The 17514-nt window shown below is 66.6% G+C and carries 13 protein-coding genes, 3 rRNA genes and 1 pseudogene; 12 read left to right on the top strand and 5 right to left on the bottom strand.

Going from position 1 to position 17514, the window contains the following annotated elements:
- The first annotated feature begins 65 nt into the window (after positions 1 to 65).
- The 4 genes and pseudogenes from H3H54_RS02990 (at position 66) to H3H54_RS02980 (ending at position 3275) form a co-directional block, all read left to right on the top strand.
- Positions 66 to 1211: a type III polyketide synthase gene (locus H3H54_RS02990; RefSeq protein ID WP_262425449.1), complete on the top strand. Its 1146-nt coding sequence runs from the start codon at positions 66 to 68 to the stop codon at positions 1209 to 1211.
- A complete protein-coding gene (locus H3H54_RS02985; protein ID WP_262425448.1) occupies positions 1208 to 1942 on the top strand; it encodes a class I SAM-dependent methyltransferase in 735 nt (244 codons plus the stop codon). Before H3H54_RS02990 ends, H3H54_RS02985 begins: the two co-directional genes overlap by 4 nt.
- Positions 1885 to 2094, top strand: a pseudogene (locus H3H54_RS19400) (FAD-dependent oxidoreductase); the annotation flags it as partial. The gene H3H54_RS02985 and the pseudogene H3H54_RS19400, both read left to right, overlap by 58 nt.
- Before the next feature lie 32 nt (positions 2095 to 2126).
- Positions 2127 to 3275 carry an NAD(P)/FAD-dependent oxidoreductase gene (locus H3H54_RS02980; RefSeq protein ID WP_262425447.1) on the top strand — a complete coding sequence of 383 codons (1149 nt, stop codon included), beginning with the start codon at positions 2127 to 2129 and terminating at the stop codon, positions 3273 to 3275.
- Between the two features lie 35 nt (positions 3276 to 3310).
- On the opposite strand, the gene rrf is transcribed toward H3H54_RS02980, so the two are convergent.
- The 5 genes from rrf to H3H54_RS02955 all read right to left on the bottom strand — a co-directional run bounded on the left by rrf (position 3311) and on the right by H3H54_RS02955 (position 10820).
- Positions 3311 to 3427: ribosomal RNA gene (rrf, locus tag H3H54_RS02975) — 5S ribosomal RNA — on the bottom strand.
- A gap of 120 nt (positions 3428 to 3547) precedes the next feature.
- Positions 3548 to 6615, bottom strand: a 23S ribosomal RNA gene (locus tag H3H54_RS02970).
- Between the two features lie 377 nt (positions 6616 to 6992).
- Positions 6993 to 8512 (bottom strand): 16S ribosomal RNA (locus tag H3H54_RS02965).
- Together the 16S, 23S and 5S rRNA genes form the textbook arrangement of a ribosomal RNA operon.
- Positions 8513 to 9016: 504 nt before the next feature.
- A complete protein-coding gene (locus H3H54_RS02960; RefSeq protein WP_262425446.1) occupies positions 9017 to 9556 on the bottom strand; it encodes a class I SAM-dependent methyltransferase in 540 nt (179 codons plus the stop codon).
- 733 nt (positions 9557 to 10289) lie between these two features.
- Positions 10290 to 10820, bottom strand: coding sequence for a MarR family winged helix-turn-helix transcriptional regulator (locus H3H54_RS02955; RefSeq protein WP_262425445.1), 531 nt, complete (start codon positions 10818 to 10820; stop codon positions 10290 to 10292).
- 52 nt (positions 10821 to 10872) lie between these two features.
- On the opposite strand from H3H54_RS02955, the gene idi reads away from it, so the two are divergent.
- The 8 genes from idi to H3H54_RS02915 all read left to right on the top strand — a co-directional run bounded on the left by idi (position 10873) and on the right by H3H54_RS02915 (position 17467).
- Entirely contained in the window at positions 10873 to 11454 is a 582-nt protein-coding gene (gene idi / locus H3H54_RS02950; protein ID WP_262425444.1) for an isopentenyl-diphosphate Delta-isomerase, read from the top strand.
- Positions 11451 to 12548 carry a polyprenyl synthetase family protein gene (locus H3H54_RS02945; RefSeq protein ID WP_262425443.1) on the top strand — a complete coding sequence of 366 codons (1098 nt, stop codon included), beginning with the start codon at positions 11451 to 11453 and terminating at the stop codon, positions 12546 to 12548. Before idi ends, H3H54_RS02945 begins: the two co-directional genes overlap by 4 nt.
- Before the next feature lie 70 nt (positions 12549 to 12618).
- Positions 12619 to 13425, top strand: coding sequence for a TspO/MBR family protein (locus tag H3H54_RS02940; protein WP_262425442.1), 807 nt, complete (start codon positions 12619 to 12621; stop codon positions 13423 to 13425).
- Complete coding sequence (locus H3H54_RS02935) at positions 13422 to 14303, top strand: phytoene/squalene synthase family protein (RefSeq protein ID WP_262425441.1); 882 nt, start codon at positions 13422 to 13424, stop codon at positions 14301 to 14303. The genes H3H54_RS02940 and H3H54_RS02935 overlap by 4 nt, the downstream gene beginning before the upstream one ends.
- A complete protein-coding gene (crtI, locus tag H3H54_RS02930) occupies positions 14300 to 15904 on the top strand; it encodes a phytoene desaturase family protein (RefSeq protein WP_262425440.1) in 1605 nt (534 codons plus the stop codon). The genes H3H54_RS02935 and crtI overlap by 4 nt, the downstream gene beginning before the upstream one ends.
- On the top strand, positions 15901 to 16281 hold the full coding sequence (locus tag H3H54_RS02925; protein ID WP_262425439.1) for a lycopene cyclase domain-containing protein: 381 nt from the start codon (positions 15901 to 15903) through the stop codon (positions 16279 to 16281). The genes crtI and H3H54_RS02925 overlap by 4 nt, the downstream gene beginning before the upstream one ends.
- Positions 16278 to 16586, top strand: coding sequence for a lycopene cyclase domain-containing protein (locus H3H54_RS02920; protein ID WP_262425438.1), 309 nt, complete (start codon positions 16278 to 16280; stop codon positions 16584 to 16586). The genes H3H54_RS02925 and H3H54_RS02920 overlap by 4 nt, the downstream gene beginning before the upstream one ends.
- Positions 16583 to 17467: a prenyltransferase gene (locus H3H54_RS02915; RefSeq protein WP_262425437.1), complete on the top strand. Its 885-nt coding sequence runs from the start codon at positions 16583 to 16585 to the stop codon at positions 17465 to 17467. The genes H3H54_RS02920 and H3H54_RS02915 overlap by 4 nt, the downstream gene beginning before the upstream one ends.
- Positions 17468 to 17514: the final 47 nt, after the last annotated feature.

The following is a 17514-nucleotide window of genomic DNA, read 5'->3' as shown; positions in this document are numbered from 1 at the left end:
ACCTTCCCGAGCCCGGCGAGCCACGGCGCGTCGACATCGGATCCGACCCACGAGGAGGAACGCGCATGAGCGTCACCCTTCGCTCGCTCGAGACCGCCGTCCCCGCCACCGCTCTGCGACAGGAGGAGGTGCGCGACCTGCTGGCCGCGCAGCCGGATCTCAGCAGGCTCGGGAAGCGTCTGGTCTCCACCGCTTTCGACGCCTCCGGGATCGAACGGCGCTACAGCGCGCTGGCGGAGTGGGAGGGCCCACCGGCCGACGGCGAACCCGTGTTCTTCGAGGCCGGGACTGGTCGCTTCCTGAACCCCACCACCGGTACCCGCAACCGGGTGTACGAGCTGGAGGCGACGGCGCTGTTCACCCACGTCGCGTCGCAGGCGCTCGACGCGGCGGAGGGCATCGCAGCGGCAGACGTCACGCACGTCGTCACCGTCTCCTGCACCGGCTTCTTCGCCCCCGGCCCGGACTACCGGATCGTGCGCGCTCTGGAACTGAACCCGGCGACGCAGCGCTACCACCTGGGGTTCATGGGCTGCTATGCCGCTCTGCCGGCCCTGCGGCAGGCCCAGACGATCTGCCGCGCCGATCCCGACGCCGTGGTCCTCGTGGTCTCGGTCGAGCTGTGCACGCTGCACGTGCGCACCTCGAACGACCCTGACACCATCGTCGGCTCCTCGCTGTTCGGCGACGGCGCGGCCGCGGCGGTCGTCACCGGGAGGGACCTGCCCTCCTCGACCCCGGTGCTGCAGCTGGATCACTTCGAGACGGTGCTGACCCCCGTGGGTGAGGAAGCGATGGCCTGGAACATCGGCGATCACGGCTTCGAGATGGTGCTGGGCACGTATGTCCCCCACATCATCGATGAGCACATCACCGGCGCCCTCGTGCCGCTGTTCGCTCACGAACCCGAGCTCGCGGAGCGCCCCCACCGCGAGATCGAACACTGGGCCATCCATCCCGGTGGCCGCAGCATCCTGGACAAGGTCGAGGCCAAGCTGGAGCTCGACCCCGCGCAGCTGGTCCCTGCCCGGGAGACGCTGCGCGACTACGGCAACATGTCCAGCGCAACCGTGATGTTCGTGCTGCAGAAGATCCTCCACGCCGCAGCGCCGGGCACCCGCGAGCGGGTGTGCACCATGGCCTTCGGGCCAGGGCTGACGGTGGAGACCGGGCTGCTGACCGCCCACGGCGCCCCCACCTCCGACCCGTGAGCGAGGACGCGGCGCGGCGGGTGGGCCGGCTCGCTCTCCCACCCGATCTCAGCGAGCGTGATCTTCGGGCCGTCGAGCTGATGGACGATCCGGACTGCGATCCGCGGCGGCTCGCGCGCACCTACGCCCGGTTCCGGATGCTCAACTCTCTGGTCGCGGGCTGGCGCACCACCTATCGTCGCCACCTGCGCCCCCGCTTTCACGCCCACGGACCTACAACCCTTCTGGACCTGGGCAGCGGGGGCGGGGACCTCGCCCGGGCGCTGGCGCGCTGGGCCCGCCGCGATGGGTTCGATCTGCGGGTGACGGGCATCGACCCCGATCCGCGGGCGTTCACCTGGTCGCGCAGTCGGCCGCCGGTCGCGGGGGTGCAGTTCCGTCGCGCCTCCTCTGAGGAGCTGGTCGCCGACGGGTCGCGCTTCGATCTGGTGACCTCCAACCATCTGCTCCACCACCTCTCGCCGCAGCAGCGCGACGACGTTCTCACGGACTCCGAGCAGCTGGCGCGGCTCGCTGCGGTGCACAGCGACATCCAGCGGAGCCGGCTCGGCTATGCCCTGTTCTCGGTGGCGAGCCTGCCGCTGGCGCCGGGGTCCTTCATCCGCGAGGACGGGCTGACCTCGATCCGGCGCAGCTACACCGCTGCCGAGCTGCGCCTGATCGCACCCCGCGGATGGGCGGTGGAAGCGCTCGGTCCGTGGCGCCTGCTGCTCGTCCACGACTCCCGATGAACCGGACGGGGCCGGGGCGACGGTGCGAGGTGCTGATCGTCGGCGGCGGCCCGACGGGCCTGTTCCTCGCTGTCCTGCTCGCGGCCCGCGGCGTGGACGTGCGGGTGCTGGAGCGCCGCCGAGAGGTCAGCGCCCATTCCCGCGCGATCGGCCTGCATCCCCGGCGCTGGCGGCGCTGGCCGCGGTGGGGCTCCACGAGGCCGCGGTCAGGCAGGGGACGCAGATCTACTGCGGGAGGGCTCGTGCGCGCGACGGCGATCTGGGACAGGTGCGGTTCGGGCGCGCCTGGCCTGAGCGCCCCTATGTGCTGTCGCTGCCCCAGAGCCGGACGGAGCTGCTGCTCGAGGAGCGTCTGGCCGCTCTCGCACCCGCTGCCCTGCACCGCGGTTGGGAAGTCACGGCGCTACGCACCCACCATGGCGGCGTGGAGGTCACCGCGCGTGAGGACGGCGCCTCCGTTCCCGGTATGCGGATACGGGCAAGCGTCGTGGTCGGGGCCGATGGGGCGCGCAGCCGGGTGCGTGAGCTGCTCGCGATCGGCACCACGGGCACCGAGCATCCGGACACCTATCTCATGGGCGATCTCGCCGATCCTGCCGACGGCTCGGGGAACACCGCCAGTGCGCGCGAGGCGTTCATCCATCTCGAGCCCGACGGTGTGGTGGAGTCCTTCCCGCTGCCCGACGGGCGCCGTCGCTGGGTCGTACACACCGGTGTGAATCCGCCAGCCCACCCGGCTCCCGAACCTGCTCCCGAGACTCTCACCGAGCTCGTGCGCTCCCGCACCCGGATCCGTCTCGATCCGGGGTCGACGACCATGCTCAGCGCGTTCACCGTGCGCCGGCGCAGTGCCTGGCCGCTGCTGCGGGGGCGTGCCGTGCTGCTCGGCGACGCCGCCCACGAGATCAGTCCCATCGGTGGCCAGGGCATCACGCTGGGCCTCTTGGACGCGCTCGACGTCGCGCCACTGCTGAAGCGTTCTGTGACGAGGAGGCGGCGCGGCCCTCTGCGCGCGGATCCCCCTGGCGGCGTGCGGCGCGGCGAGTGCGGCGTCGCGCTCTCGTTGCCGGCATGCTCGCGCATGCGAACACGGCTGCAGGCCGTCCGCTGCCTTCGTCGCTGTCGTGGCTGCGGCAGCGGTCCGTGCGCCTCGCCCTGTCCACCCCGCTGCGCCACGTACTGGGCTGGGTGTACTCGATGGGCTGGACGGGTGCCTCGGCAGCAGGTGGAGGCACGAGCACGCGAACGGAGAGCTCGAGGGCTGCGGGCCGGCTACACGATGGCCGCTGATTTTGGGCATGAAAAAGAGAGTGGGAGGAGCGAAACCCCTTAAAGGGTCTCAAGCTCACTCCCACTCCCCACAAAGATGTCCGGCGGCGACCTACTCTCCCACACCCTCCCGAGTGCAGTACCATCGGCGCAATCGAGCTTAGCTTCCGGGTTCGGAATGGAACCGGGCGTTTCCTCGACGCTATGACCGCCGTAACACAATGAGACAACCAGCCACCCAAAACACCCAAACCCCCACAGGGATCCAAGTGTCCTCGGAGGTTGTTCCTCAAGAACCGCACAGTGGACGCAAACACGCATAAACAATAAAAATGTTGTAGTAAGTCATCGGCCATTAGTACCAGTCAGCTCCACACATTGCTGTGCTTCCACATCTGGCCTATCAACCCAGTGGTCTACTGGGGGCCTCTCACACCCGAAGGGTGTATGGATATCTCATCTCGAAGCAGGCTTCCCGCTTAGATGCTTTCAGCGGTTATCCCTTCCCGACGTAGCCAACCAGCCATGCCCTTGGCAGAACAACTGGCACACCAGAGGTCAGTCCATCCCGGTCCTCTCGTACTAGGGACAGGACTTCTCAAATATCCAACGCGCGCAGCGGATAGGGACCGAACTGTCTCACGACGTTCTAAACCCAGCTCGCGTACCGCTTTAATAGGCGAACAGCCTAACCCTTGGGACCAACTCCAGCCCCAGGATGCGACGAGCCGACATCGAGGTGCCAAACCATGCCGTCGATATGAGCTCTTGGGCAAGATCAGCCTGTTATCCCCGGGGTACCTTTTATCCGTTGAGCGACACCCATTCCACAATGAGGTGCCGGATCACTAGTTCCTGCTTTCGCACCTGCCCGACTTGTCAGTCTCGCAGTCAAGCTCCCTTGTGCACTTACACTCGACACCTGATTGCCAACCAGGCTGAGGGAACCTTTGAGCGCCTCCGTTACTCTTTAGGAGGCAACCGCCCCAGTTAAACTACCCATCAGACACTGTCCCTGATCCGGATCACGGACCGAGGTTAGGAATCCAGAACGACCAGAGTGGTATTTCAACAATGACTCCACACCCACTGGCGTGAATGCTTCCAAGTCTCCCACCTATCCTACACAAGCCGTCCCGAACACCAATATCAAACTATAGTAAAGGTCCCGGGGTCTTTCCGTCCTGCTGCGCGTAACGAGCATCTTTACTCGTAATGCAATTTCGCCGAGTTCGCGGTTGAGACAGTGGAGAAGTCGTTACGCCATTCGTGCAGGTCGGAACTTACCCGACAAGGAATTTCGCTACCTTAGGATGGTTATAGTTACCACCGCCGTTTACTGGGGCTTAAATTCTCAGCTTCGAACTCCGAAGAGCTCTAACCGGTCCTCTTAACCTTCCAGCACCGGGCAGGCGTCAGTCCGTATACAGCGTCTTACGACTTCGCACGGACCTATGTTTTTAGTAAACAGTCGCTTCTCCCTGGTCTCTGCGGCCCTCACCGCTCTCACGGTTCGGGCCCCCTTCTCCCGAAGTTACGGGGGCATTTTGCCGAGTTCCTTAACCACGATTCTCTCGAACGCCTCGGTATTCTCTACCTGATCACCTGAGTCGGTTTAGGGTACGGGCGACCGTATTCGTCACGCCGGAACTTTTCTTGGCAGTACAGGATCACTCACCTACGCCCATACGGGATCCCCATCACGTCTGACCCTTATATGGCCCCAGCATTACCCGGGGCCGGGCTGCACGCTTAGACGGACTATTCCATTAAGTCCGCGGAAGCTACCTCTCTGCGTCATTCCTCGCGCTGACCTACTACAACCTTGGTTCCCAGCCTCGTCAACCTCCACACCCCGAAGGGCATGGGGAAAACTCGGGTGGTTAGCATCGACTGCCTCGGTATGGGTCCTCCTACGATCGGTTCGGGAATATCAACCCGATGTCCATCGACTACGCCTGTCGGCCTCGCCTTAGGTCCCGACTAACCCAGGGCGGATAAACCTGGCCCTGGAACCCTTGATCAATCGGCGGACGGGTTTCTCACCCGTCTTTCGCTACTCATGCCTGCATTCTCACTCGTACAGCCTCCACCACTGGGTTCCCCCGCAGCTTCGCTGGCTGTACGACGCTCCCCTACCCATCCAGCCACAAGGACTGAATGACACAGCTTCGGCGGTGTGCTTGAGCCCCGCTAAATTGTCGGCGCAGAATCACTTGACCAGTGAGCTATTACGCACTCTTTCAAGGGTGGCTGCTTCTAAGCCAACCTCCTGGTTGTCTCAGCAACTCCACATCCTTTTCCACTTAGCACACGCTTAGGGGCCTTAGCTGATGTTCTGGGCTGTTTCCCTCTCGACTATGAAGCTTATCCCCCACAGTCTCACTGCTGCGCTCTCACGTACCGGCATTCGGAGTTTGGCTAAGGTCAGTAACCCGGTGGGGCCCATCGCCTATCCAGTGCTCTACCTCCGGCACGAAACACGTAACGCTGCACCTAAATGCATTTCGGGGAGAACCAGCTATCACGAAGTTTGATTGGCCTTTCACCCCTATCCACAGGTCATCCCCTCCATTTTCAACTGAAGTGGGTTCGCGCCTCCACGCGGTCTTACCCGCGCTTCACACTGCCCATGGATAGATCACTTCGCTTCGGGTCTAGAGCCGGCGACTGAACGCCCCGTTCAGACTCGCTTTCGCTACGGCTACCCCACACGGGTTAACCTCGCCACCGACCACTAACTCGCAGGCTCATTCTTCAAAAGGCACGCCGTCACCCCTAAAGGCTCCGACGGATTGTAAGCACACGGTTTCAGGTACTATTTCACTCCCCTCCCGGGGTGCTTTTCACCTTTCCCTCACGGTACTTGTCCGCTATCGGTCAAGAGGTAGTATTCAGGCTTACCAGGTGGTCCTGGCAGATTCACACCGGATTTCACGGGCCCGGTGCTACTCGGGAACAGCATCGCGCCGTACATCGATTTCGTCTACGGGGTCACACCCTCTACGCCGTCGCACTCAACACGACTTCGACTACCGCTGCACGTCCACGCTGAACCGCCGGCAGACGGTCCTGATACGTCCCACAACCCCCGACCTGCAACCCCTGCCGGGTATCACACAGATCAGGTTTAGCCTCCTCCGCTTTCGCTCGCCACTACTCACGGAATCACTGTTGTTTTCTCTTCCTGCGGGTACTGAGATGTTTCACTTCCCCGCGTTCCCTCCACACCGCCTATACATTCAGCGGCGGGTACCACGACATGACTCGTGGTGGGTTTCCCCATTCGGACATCCTCGGATCACAGTTCGGTTGTCAACTCCCCGAGGCTTAACGCAGACTCCCACGTCCTTCTTCGGCTCCTCTTGCCAAGGCATCCACCGTGTGCCCTTTAAAACTTACGGCAACACACAAAGACACAAAATCTTCAAAATTGCTTACAAGATGCTCGCGTCCACTATGCAGTTCTCAAGAAACAACCCCACACCAACACCACCCACGCAATCGCGGGGGCAGCATCAGGGAGGACCAGCCACACACCCCACAAAACCCCAGCCACCAAAGCGACCAGGGTCATGGGGCTGCGTGCAGCCTCACAACCCAATAGCGTGTCTCCACCTCAAACCACCCAGCAACCCACGTTCCACACCCCCAAAGGGAGCTGTACTAGCAAGCCATACCGGCTGATGAAGTGCCTATTCGTTGATGTTCCACCCTTGAGCAACCACCCCCACCACACTCGGGCAGGAAAATGGCCACCATAATTGGTGATGCTCCTTAGAAAGGAGGTGATCCAGCCGCACCTTCCGGTACGGCTACCTTGTTACGACTTAGTCCCAATCACCGATCCCACCTTCGACAGCTCCCTCACGAGGATGGGCCACTGGCTTGGGGTGTTACCGACTTTCGTGACTTGACGGGCGGTGTGTACAAGGCCCGGGAACGTATTCACCGCAGCGTTGCTGATCTGCGATTACTAGCGACTCCGACTTCATGGGGTCGAGTTGCAGACCCCAATCCGAACTGAGGCCGGCTTTTTGGGATTCGCTCCACCTCACAGTTTCGCAACCCATTGTACCGACCATTGTAGCATGCTTGAAGCCCAAGACATAAGGGGCATGATGATTTGACGTCGTCCCCACCTTCCTCCGAGTTGACCCCGGCAGTCTCCTATGAGTCCCCACCATGACGTGCTGGCAACATAGAACAAGGGTTGCGCTCGTTGCGGGACTTAACCCAACATCTCACGACACGAGCTGACGACAACCATGCACCACCTGTGCACCAGTCCGAAGAAAGCCACATCTCTGCGGCCGTCCGGTGCATGTCAAGCCTTGGTAAGGTTCTTCGCGTTGCATCGAATTAATCAGCATGCTCCGCCGCTTGTGCGGGCCCCCGTCAATTCCTTTGAGTTTTAGCCTTGCGGCCGTACTCCCCAGGCGGGGCACTTAATGCGTTAGCTACGACGCGGAAAACGTGGAATGTCCCCCACATCTAGTGCCCAACGTTTACGGCATGGACTACCAGGGTATCTAATCCTGTTCGCTACCCATGCTTTCGCTCCTCAGTGTCAGTAATGGCCCAGAGACCTGCCTTCGCCATCGGTGTTCTTCCTGATATCTGCGCATTTCACCGCTACACCAGGAGTTCCAGTCTCCCCTACCACACTCTAGCCTGCCCGTACCCACCGCACGCCCGAGGTTGAGCCTCGGGTTTTCACGGCAGACGCGACAAGCCACCTACGAGCTCTTTACGCCCAATAATTCCGGACAACGCTTGCGCCCTACGTATTACCGCGGCTGCTGGCACGTAGTTAGCCGGCGCTTCTTCTGCAGGTACCGTCACTTTCGCTTCTTCCCTACTGAAAGAGGTTTACAACCCGAAGGCCGTCATCCCCCACGCGGCGTCGCTGCATCAGGCTTTCGCCCATTGTGCAATATTCCCCACTGCTGCCTCCCGTAGGAGTCTGGGCCGTGTCTCAGTCCCAGTGTGGCCGGTCGCCCTCTCAGGCCGGCTACCCGTCATCGTCTTGGTGAGCCATTACCTCACCAACAAACTGATAGGCCGCGAGTCCATCCTTCACCGATAAATCTTTCCAACCCCCACCATGCGACAAGGGTTCATATCCGGTATTAGCCACGATTTCCCGAGGTTATCCCGAAGTGAAGGGCAGGTTACTCACGTGTTACTCACCCGTTCGCCACTAATCAGGTAGTGCAAGCACCACCGTCATCGTTCGACTTGCATGTGTTAAGCACGCCGCCAGCGTTCGTCCTGAGCCAGGATCAAACTCTCCATGAAAAAACATGAAAAACAGTATCCTGACAACATAAACAAACAACCAGCATATAACTGCTGTATCATCCGTATTATAATTGCCATTCAAAATAATGGCATCAACAAACAGACACGCTATTGAGATATCAAGCAACACGCGCACTCAGTGCTACTGAACCCTTCCGAGTTCTTCGCTCCGAGGCAACTCCGCTAACTTACGGCTTCCGGCTCTCCGAGTCAAATCCGCGTGGTGTGATCCGCGCCGCAATCCTTCTTCGAGAGACCTGCCATGCCTGGTCAGAGTGGGAATCTCGGTCCGGCTCACTGGCCTTCCCTCGTTCCCGTTCTCCTGGGCACAAGGAAGAACATTACGGGCCTGGCGCACCCCGGTCAAGCCAGAACAGCCATTTCAAGGGTGTCCTCGGCCACATCGCTGTTTTGGGCGTTGTGCGAGGTCAGCGGAGGGCTACTTGGGAGTAGCGGATCCGTGCCCACTGCCGGGGCCGCTGGCCAACCTGCCGTCCCCGCTCACCTGGTCATCGGGCGCAGGCGCCAGAGGGTGGTGACCTCCTGGGAGCGGGCCGCGTGCAGGAGGTCGTGGGGATCCTGGGCGGGGGGGTGCCGCGGGGAGGTGGAGACGCTGCCGAGGACCTCGAGCCCTGCATCCCGCACCAGTCGCTTCAGCTCCTCACGGCTGCGCAGGCGCAGATGCTCCGCGAGATCGGAGATGATCAGCCAGCCCTCTCCTTCCGGCCGCAGGTGCGACGCCAAGCCGGCGAGGAAGCCGCTCAGCATGCTCGAGCCTTCGTCGTAGATGCCCAGCTCGAGCGTGGAGGTGGGTGCACCGGGGAGCCACGGCGGATTGCAGACGATCAGGTCCGCACGCCCCGAGGGGTAGAGATCCGCTTCGAGCACCTCGATGCGATCCTCGTAGCCCAGACGCTGGATGTTGTCCCGTGCGCATTCGACGGCGCGGGGGTTGAGATCGGTGGCGACCACGCGGGCGGCGCCGCGCCGCGCGAGGACCGCGGCCAGGACTCCCGTGCCGGTGCCGAGGTCGAAGACCACCGCTCCCCGTCGACCTCCGGCATCGGTGCCTGGGCGACCAGGTCCACGTACTCCGAGCGCACCGGGGAGAAGACGCTGTGCCGCGGATGGATGCGCGCGTCCAGGGCCGGGATGTGCACGCCCCTCTCCTGCCACTGGCGGGCGCTGAGCACGCCGAGCAGCTCCGAGAGCGAGACGAGAGTCGGCTCCTGCAGCTCTCCATAGGCCTCCCGGCAGGCCACCGAGACGTCGGGGGCGCGGCGCAGGCCCAGGCGGTGACCCGGTTCGAGCAGCACCACCACTCCGCCGAGCAGCCGGGAACGTGCGGCGCGCTCGCTCCGATGGGCGTGGAACAGGCGGCTGATGTCGAGGTTCGCGGGCGGCACGCGACGGTCTGCCCGTCGGCCGATGGCCGTGAGCAGCTGGCGCGCGTTGTGGTAGTCGCCGCGCCAGAGCAGCGTGGCACCGCTGCGAATGCGACGCAGGGCGAAGTTCGCGGTGGCGGTGTCGTCGACGATCTCGATCTGCTCCGGCGGCGGGGTGCCGTTCTCGGAGTGCCAGCGCGCGGTGCGCGGTGTGCCGTTCTCGGTCCAGCTGATCGTGGACATCGGGTGCTCCCCAGGAGATCTCCGCTGCGAGGAGCCCGGCTCACGGCGATGTGGGAGCGCGGGTGGATCCTCGCGACGAGGCCCTCTCGTCGGGCTCTCAGTATCCCATCTGCTCCCGGCGCAGCTCGCAGGCAGGCTCGATGCCCTCAGTCAGCGGGCGGCGTGAGCTCCGGCGGTGTCGCTTCGGAATCCAGCTGCTCCGCCATGGCGATCAGGAACGCGATCAGGGTTGGGCGGGCCGGGGCCGGCACCTGCTGCGCGATCTCGAACATGCGGTCATGCAGGTGGCCCAGGCGCGCGCGCACCTGTGAGTGGGCGTGGTCGGTGGCGATCACGATCCGTGAGCGTCCGTCATGCGGATGGGGGATGCGCTGCAGATGGCCGGAGGCGGTGAGGCGGTCCAGGAGCTTCGAGGTGGAGGCGCCGGAGATGTGGAGGTGGTCGGCCAGGCGCAGCGGTGTCACAGGATCGCCCCCGAGCTCGCGGGCGATGACGAAGCGCAGCGCGGAGAGGTCGGTGGTGTTCATGTCCATGCCGTCGCTCATCCGGCGCCGGAGCTCCTGATCAGCCATCCGGAAGGTGCGCAGGGCGCTCAGCAGGGTGGTGGCGGAATCGTTGCCGTCGTACCAGTATGTGCTGCTCGGCCCGCCGTCCGGGGTTCCTGGCGCGTCGGTCATCCCTGGATGCTACAGTTCACATAGATAGCCAGGCTAACTAGATGATGGGATCATGGTGAGACCACCACCGAGCACCCCGACGAACTCCGACCCGCAGGACCACGTGATCCTCCTGGACGAAGACGGCACTGCGCGCGGGCTCGCTCCGCGCGCCACGGTCCACACAGCCACCACCCCTCTCCACCTCGCCTTCTCCTGCCACCTCATGCGTGCGGACGGCAAGGTGCTGCTGACCCGCCGTGCGCTGAGCAAACGCACCTGGCCCGGGGTATGGACCAACTCCTTCTGCGGCCACCCCCGCCAGGGCGAATCGATGGAGCAGGCCCTGGCCCGCCACGCCGGCCACGAGCTGGGGATCGGCATCCACTCGATCAGCGAGGCGCTCCCAGACTTCCGCTATCGCGCCGTGGATGCCTCCGGGGTGGTGGAGAACGAGATCTGCCCCGTCTTCGTCGCCGAGACCGATGAGGAGCCCCGCCCCCATCCGGCCGAGGTCGCGGAACTGCGCTGGGTCCACCCCCAGGAGCTCCACGCCCTCGTGGAGCTGTCACCGTGGACGCTCAGTCCCTGGGCGGTCGCGCAGCTGCCGGCGCTGCACGGACTGCTGCGCCCCTCCTCCGGTGGCAGTTCATGAGCGCCGCTGATCTCCCCGCGCTCGAGGGCACCCTGGAAGGCCTGCTCGCCGCGGGCGCCACATTGCCCGGGACGCTCCCCGTCGACGACCACCAGGAGCTGTGGTCCGCCCTCCGACGGGCCTCCGCGGGCGGCAAGCGGTTCCGTGCACTGCTGCTCTCGACCCATCGCGCTCTCGGCGGCCAGCGCCCGGAAGCCGCGATCCAGGTGGCCGCTGCGATCGAACTGCTGCACACCGCCTTCGTGATCCAGGACGACGTCATCGACGGGGACCAGATGCGCCGCGGCGCGCCCAGCCTGCCCGGCGATCTCGCCGCCCGCGCCCGCCGGCGGGGCGCCTCGCCCGAAGGTGCCCGCCGCTACGGCGAGGCGGCGGGGATCCTGGCCGGTGATCTCGGGATGCTGAGCGCCGTGCGGGCGATCGCTCGCTGCGAAGCCCCCGCGCCGGTGGTCGATGCCCTCCTGGATCTGGTGGAGACCACCATCCATGGCTCCGTCGCCGGTGAGCTCGCCGACGTGCGGCTCCAGCTCGACCTCGAACGCTCCGCCCCGATGCGTGAGGTGCTCGCGGTAGCCGAGCTGAAGACCGCTCTGTACTCCTTCCAGCTGCCCCTCCATGCCGCGGCCCTGCTCGCCGACGCCGAAGAGCCGGTGCTCTGCGCGCTCGACGAGATCGGCGTGCTCTTCGGAATCGGCTTCCAGCTGTTCGACGACCTGCTTGGCGTCTTCGGGGACGAGCAGCGCACCGGCAAGAGCGCGCTCGGAGACCTCCGCGAGGGGAAGCGGACCGCGATGCTCGCCCACGCCGCGACCACCGACTCCTGGGCGCAGCTGCACCCGCTCCTGGGACGGGCGGACCTCGACGCCGTCGGCGCGGCCGACGCCCGCTCCCTGCTCACCCGGTGTGGCTCGCGCACCTGGACCGAGGACCTCGCCCGCTGGCACCTCGACGAGGCGAACGCCGCCGCCGCGCGCCATGGGCTGCCGCCCGCTCTGACCCGCGAGATCCGCTCCGCGACCGACGAGGTGCTCCGCGCCGCCGAGCACGCCCTGCACCGGGCGCCCGCACCGCTCAGGAACGGACAGCCTGCATGAACCGCTGGGCTGTCCTCACCCCCGCCCAGATCCCCTCGGCCCCCACCGGGCACGGAACGGAGCACTCCCCATGAACGACGCCACCAGCCGTCCCACCACGACGCCGCGCAGCCCCCTGCTGCGCCGCCTCGCGGTCACCGTGAGCTTCCTGCTGGCGATGCTCGGCTCCGCGATCGGCGTCGGCGCGCTCGGCGGGGAGGAGATCTCCGAGGCCGCCGGCGGGCTCCTCGCCTCCGACGCCACCCATCTCGCCCCGGCCGGCCCCGCCTTCTCCCTCTGGACACTGATCTACGTCGGGCTGGGCGCCTACACGCTGTGGCAGTGGTGGGATCCGCGGGACGAGCGCCGCATCGCCGGTCACGCGATCGCCTCCCTGCTGCTGAACGCGGCGTGGATCCTCAGCATCCAGGCTGGGCTGGTGTGGCTGAGCATCCCGGTGATCGCCGTGCTGCTCGCCGTCCTCGCCGATATCTTCCGCCGCCTCGCCGCGCGCCCGCCCCGCGGGATCCTCGAGCGTCTCGCCGTGGATGGCACCTTCGGGCTGTACCTCGGCTGGGTCAGCGTCGCGACCTGTGCGAACATCGCCGCTGCGCTGAAGGGCGCCGGCTTCACCGGCTTCGGCGCACCGGACGTCCTCGCGGTGGTGGTGCTCGCCGTCGTGGTGCTCGTGGGGGTGGGCCTGACGGTGTACGGGCGGCGCCCGGTGGCGGCACCGCTGGCGATGATCTGGGGACTGGTGTGGATCGCCGTCGGCCGCATGACCGACGGCCCCGACTCCCCCACCGTCGCGATCGCCGCCGGTCTCGCCGCGCTGCTGATCGCGGTCTCCGCGATCGCCCAGCTGGTGCGGCGCCCGGCGGGAGCCACTGCGCGATGAGCTCCCTGCGCCACCGCGGACCTCGCCGCGTCGAGCCCGCCGGATCACGCTATGACCGTGCGGCCCAGCGCAGCGCCGCCACCGTGATCGAAGAGTACTCGACCTCCTTCGGCTGGGCCTCGCGGCTGCTGCACGAGCCGGTGCGCACCCATGTGCGCAGCCTCTACGCCCTGGTGCGGATCGCCGACGAGATCGTGGACGACCCGGCCCTGAGCCTCGGGGCCGACGCACGCCGGCAGCTGCTGGACGAGCTCGAGAGGGAGACCGCACAGGCCGTCGACCGGGGCCGCAGCGCGAACCTGGTGGTGCATGCCTTCGCCGTCGCCGCCCGCCGCCACGGCATCGACCAGGAGCTGATCGCCCCGTTCTTCGCCTCGATGCGGGCGGACCTCGAGGTGAGCGAGCACGACCCGGCGAGCCTGGCGCAGTACGTGCACGGCTCGGCAGAGGTGGTGGGGCTGATGTGCCTGCGCGTCTTCGTGGGCGGGGACCAGGCCGCATATGCACGGCTGCGCGTGCCGGCCCAGAGCCTCGGCTCCGCCTTCCAGAAGGTCAACTTCCTGCGCGATCTGGCCGAGGACCACGACCAGCTGGGTCGCAGCTACTTCCCCGGCCTGGATCCGGAGGACTTCGGCGACGGTGAGCGGGACCGGCTGCTCGATGAGATCGACGCCGAGCTCGGCCTGGCCGCCACCGCGATCCCGCAGCTGCCGCCCTCCAGCCGTCGCGCGGTCGCCGCCGCGCACGCCTTCTACCGCGCGCTCTCCCAGCGCCTGCGGGCAACCCCCGCCGCGCAGATCCGTCGCGCCCGGGTGCGGGTGCCGGACCATCAGAAAGCCCGGATCCTCGCGCGGGTCATGATCGGGGGCCGGGCATGAGCGGCCGCGCCCGCACCGCCGTGGTGATCGGCGGCGGGATCTCCGGGCTCGCGACCGCGGCGCTGCTGGCCCGTGACGGGTTCGTGGTGGATCTCGTGGAGGCTCGCGAGGTGCTCGGCGGACGCGCCGGCTCCTGGGAGCAGGACGGCTTCCGCTTCGACACCGGCCCCTCCTGGTATCTGATGCCCGAGGTGTTCGACCACTTCTTCCGCCTGCTGGGGACCTCCTCCGCCGAGCAGCTCGACCTGCAGCAGCTCGACCCCGGCTACCGGGTGTTCTTCGAGGGACACCGGGATCCGCTGGACATCCGCGCCTCCGCAGCCCGCAATGCCGACGCCTTCGAGCGGATCGAACCGGGTGCGGGGCTGCAGCTGAGCAAGCACCTCGACTCCGCCGCTCGCACCTATGACGTGGCCCTCGAGCGGTTCCTGTACACGTCCTTCACCTCGCTGCGGCCCTTCCTCTCACCGCGCGTCGCACTGCAGGCGCCGCGGCTGCTGCAGCTGCTCGCCGAGCCGCTCGAACGCTTCGTCGCGCGCCGCTTCCAGGATCCGCGGCTGCGGCAGGTGCTCGGCTATCCCGCCGTGTTCCTGGGCTCCTCGCCGGATCGCACGCCGAGCATGTACCACCTGATGAGCGCGCTCGACCTGACCGGCGGGGTGCAGTACCCGATGGGCGGCTTCACCCGTCTGATCGAGGCGATCACCGCCCTCGCCGTGCAGGCGGGCGTGCGCATGCACACCTCCACCCGCGCCACCCGGATCCTCACCACCGAGGACGCCGCGCACTCTGCCCGTCGGCGCCGGCCGCGTGCGAGGGGTGTCGAGGTCCAGGGGCCCGACGGCGCCCCGCGCACGCTGCACGCCGACGTGGTGGTCGCCACCGCCGACCTGCACCGGGTGGAGACCACCCTGCTGCCCCGCCACCTGCAGACCTTCCCGGGCTCCTGGTGGCAGCGTCGCGCCGCCGGTCCCGGAGCGGTGCTGGTGATGCTCGGGGTGGAGGGCGAGCTGCCGCAGCTGGCGCATCACACCCTGCTGTTCACCCGTGACTGGCACGAGAACTTCTCCGCCCTGCGCGAGGGCCGGGTGCCCTCCCCCGCCTCGACGTACGTGTGCCGCCCCTCTGCCACCGATCCGTCTGTCGCACCGGGCGGGCACGAGAACCTCTTCGTGCTGGTGCCCGTCCCTGCGGATCCGGGGCTCGGCCGCGGCGGCATGGACGGCGCCGGCAGCGCCTCGGTGGAGCGGGTGGCCGACGAGGCGATCGCGATGCTGGCCGAACAGGCCGGGGTGCCGGACCTGGCGGAGCGGATCGTGCTGCGCCGCACCGTCGGCCCCACCGACTTCGCCGAGGATCTCGGGGCATGGCAGGGCAGCATGCTGGGCCCCGCGCATACGTTGCGCCAGAGCGCCTTCTTCCGTGCCGGCAACGCCTCGAAGAAGGTCGACTCCCTGCTGTACGCGGGATCCAGCACGATCCCGGGGATCGGGCTGCCGATGTGCCTGATCAGCGCGGAGCTGGTCGCCAAGCGGCTGCGGGGCGACCGCTCGGCTTCCCCGCTGCCCGAACCGGAGCCCGCGGCAGGGGTGGTGGTATGAGCTCGCTGGTGTACCTGTTCGCTCTGCTGATCCCGACGTTCTGCATGGGACTGCTGGATCGGCGCTTCGGCCTGGCGCTGTGGCGGGCGCCGCGCCGCACGCTGCTGGTGGTGGCCCTCGGCATCGGCTATTTCCTGCTGTGGGACCTCGCCGCGATCGCGGCCGGCCACTACGGGATGGGGACCAGCGCGCTGATGACCGGCATCCTGCTCGCCCCCGAGCTGCCGCTCGAGGAGCTCGTGTTCATCACCTTCCTGTGCTACTTGACCCTGGTGCTGTGGGGGCTCGTGGCGACGCTGGGCCGACGGGTGAGCGGCCGCGCCGCCGCGTCGGCCCCGTCGGCCCTGCCGCATCCGAGCGACGAGGAGGAGCGATGAGCTACGCGGCTCTCGCCGGCCTGTTCCTGATCGGCCCCTTGCTGATCACCGCCCTCGCGGTGGTTCTGCACCGCCCGGGCCGCCGCTGGTGGGCCGTCACCGGTGCGACTATCGCGGCATTGCTGGTGATGACCGTCGTGTTCGATTCGCTGATGATCGCGGTGGATCTGTTCCGCTTCGAGGAGTCGCTGCTGCTGGGCTGGCGGATCGGCCTGGCGCCGGTGGAGGACCTCGCCTGGCCGCTCGCGGCCGGGCTGCTGCTGCCCTCGCTGTGGCTGCTGCTGACCACTGAGCGGGAACGATGAGCGCGGTGGCGTCCGCGCCCGGGGCGGTGCGTCAGCTGCTGGCCTCCTCGCGCCCGTTGAGCTGGATCAACACCGCTTATCCCTTCGCCGCCGCATATCTTCTGGCCGGCGGTGGGGTCGACGCTCCGCTGGTGGTCGGCACGCTGTTCTTCCTGGTGCCCTACAACCTGCTCATGTACGGCGTGAACGACGTCTTCGATCACGAATCAGACCTGCGCAACCCGCGCAAGGGCGGTGTCGAGGGGATCGTGTTGGATCGCCGCTGGCACGGCGTGACGCTGTGGTCCGCGGGTCTGCTCACGCTGCCGTTCGCCATCGCGCTGCTCGCCTGGGGCGGGCTGGTCTCCGCGCTGGTGCTGGTGCTCGTGCTGGCCGCGGTGGTGGGCTATTCCGCGCCAGGGCTGCGGCTGAAGGAACGGCCGGTGGCGGACTCGATCACCTCCTCCACCCACTTCATGGGGCCCGCGGCCTTCGGGCTCGCGCTGACCGGAGCACCCGTGGGGCTCACCGCGTCGGCGTGCCTGGTGGCGTTCTTCCTGTGGGGAATGGCCTCGCACGCCTTCGGCGCGGTCCAGGACGTCCAGCCCGATCGGGCGGCGGGGATCGGTTCGATCGCCACCGTGATCGGGGCGGCGGCGACGGTGCGGCTCTCGATCGGGCTGTACGCCGCGGCGGGGCTGGTGATGCTGCTGGCCGGATGGCCGGCGCTGCTGGCCGGGCTGCTCGTGATCCCCTATCTCCTCAGCACCTGGCCGTTCCGCTCGCTGCCCGATACGCGGGCCGAGGAGGCGAACCGGGGCTGGCGCCGCTTCCTGTGGCTGAACCTGGTCACGGGGTTCCTGCTCACCCAGCTGCTGATCTGGATCGCACTGACCTCCTGAATCCGGGAAGCCGCAGGAGGCCCGGGATGGTCGATGATGGCCTCGTG

This window comes from Brachybacterium sp. Z12 (assembly GCF_014400405.1).
GTDB lineage: Bacteria > Actinomycetota > Actinomycetes > Actinomycetales > Dermabacteraceae > Brachybacterium.
Note: the sequence above shows the minus strand (reverse complement) of the source record. Positions and strands in the feature narration are given on the sequence as shown.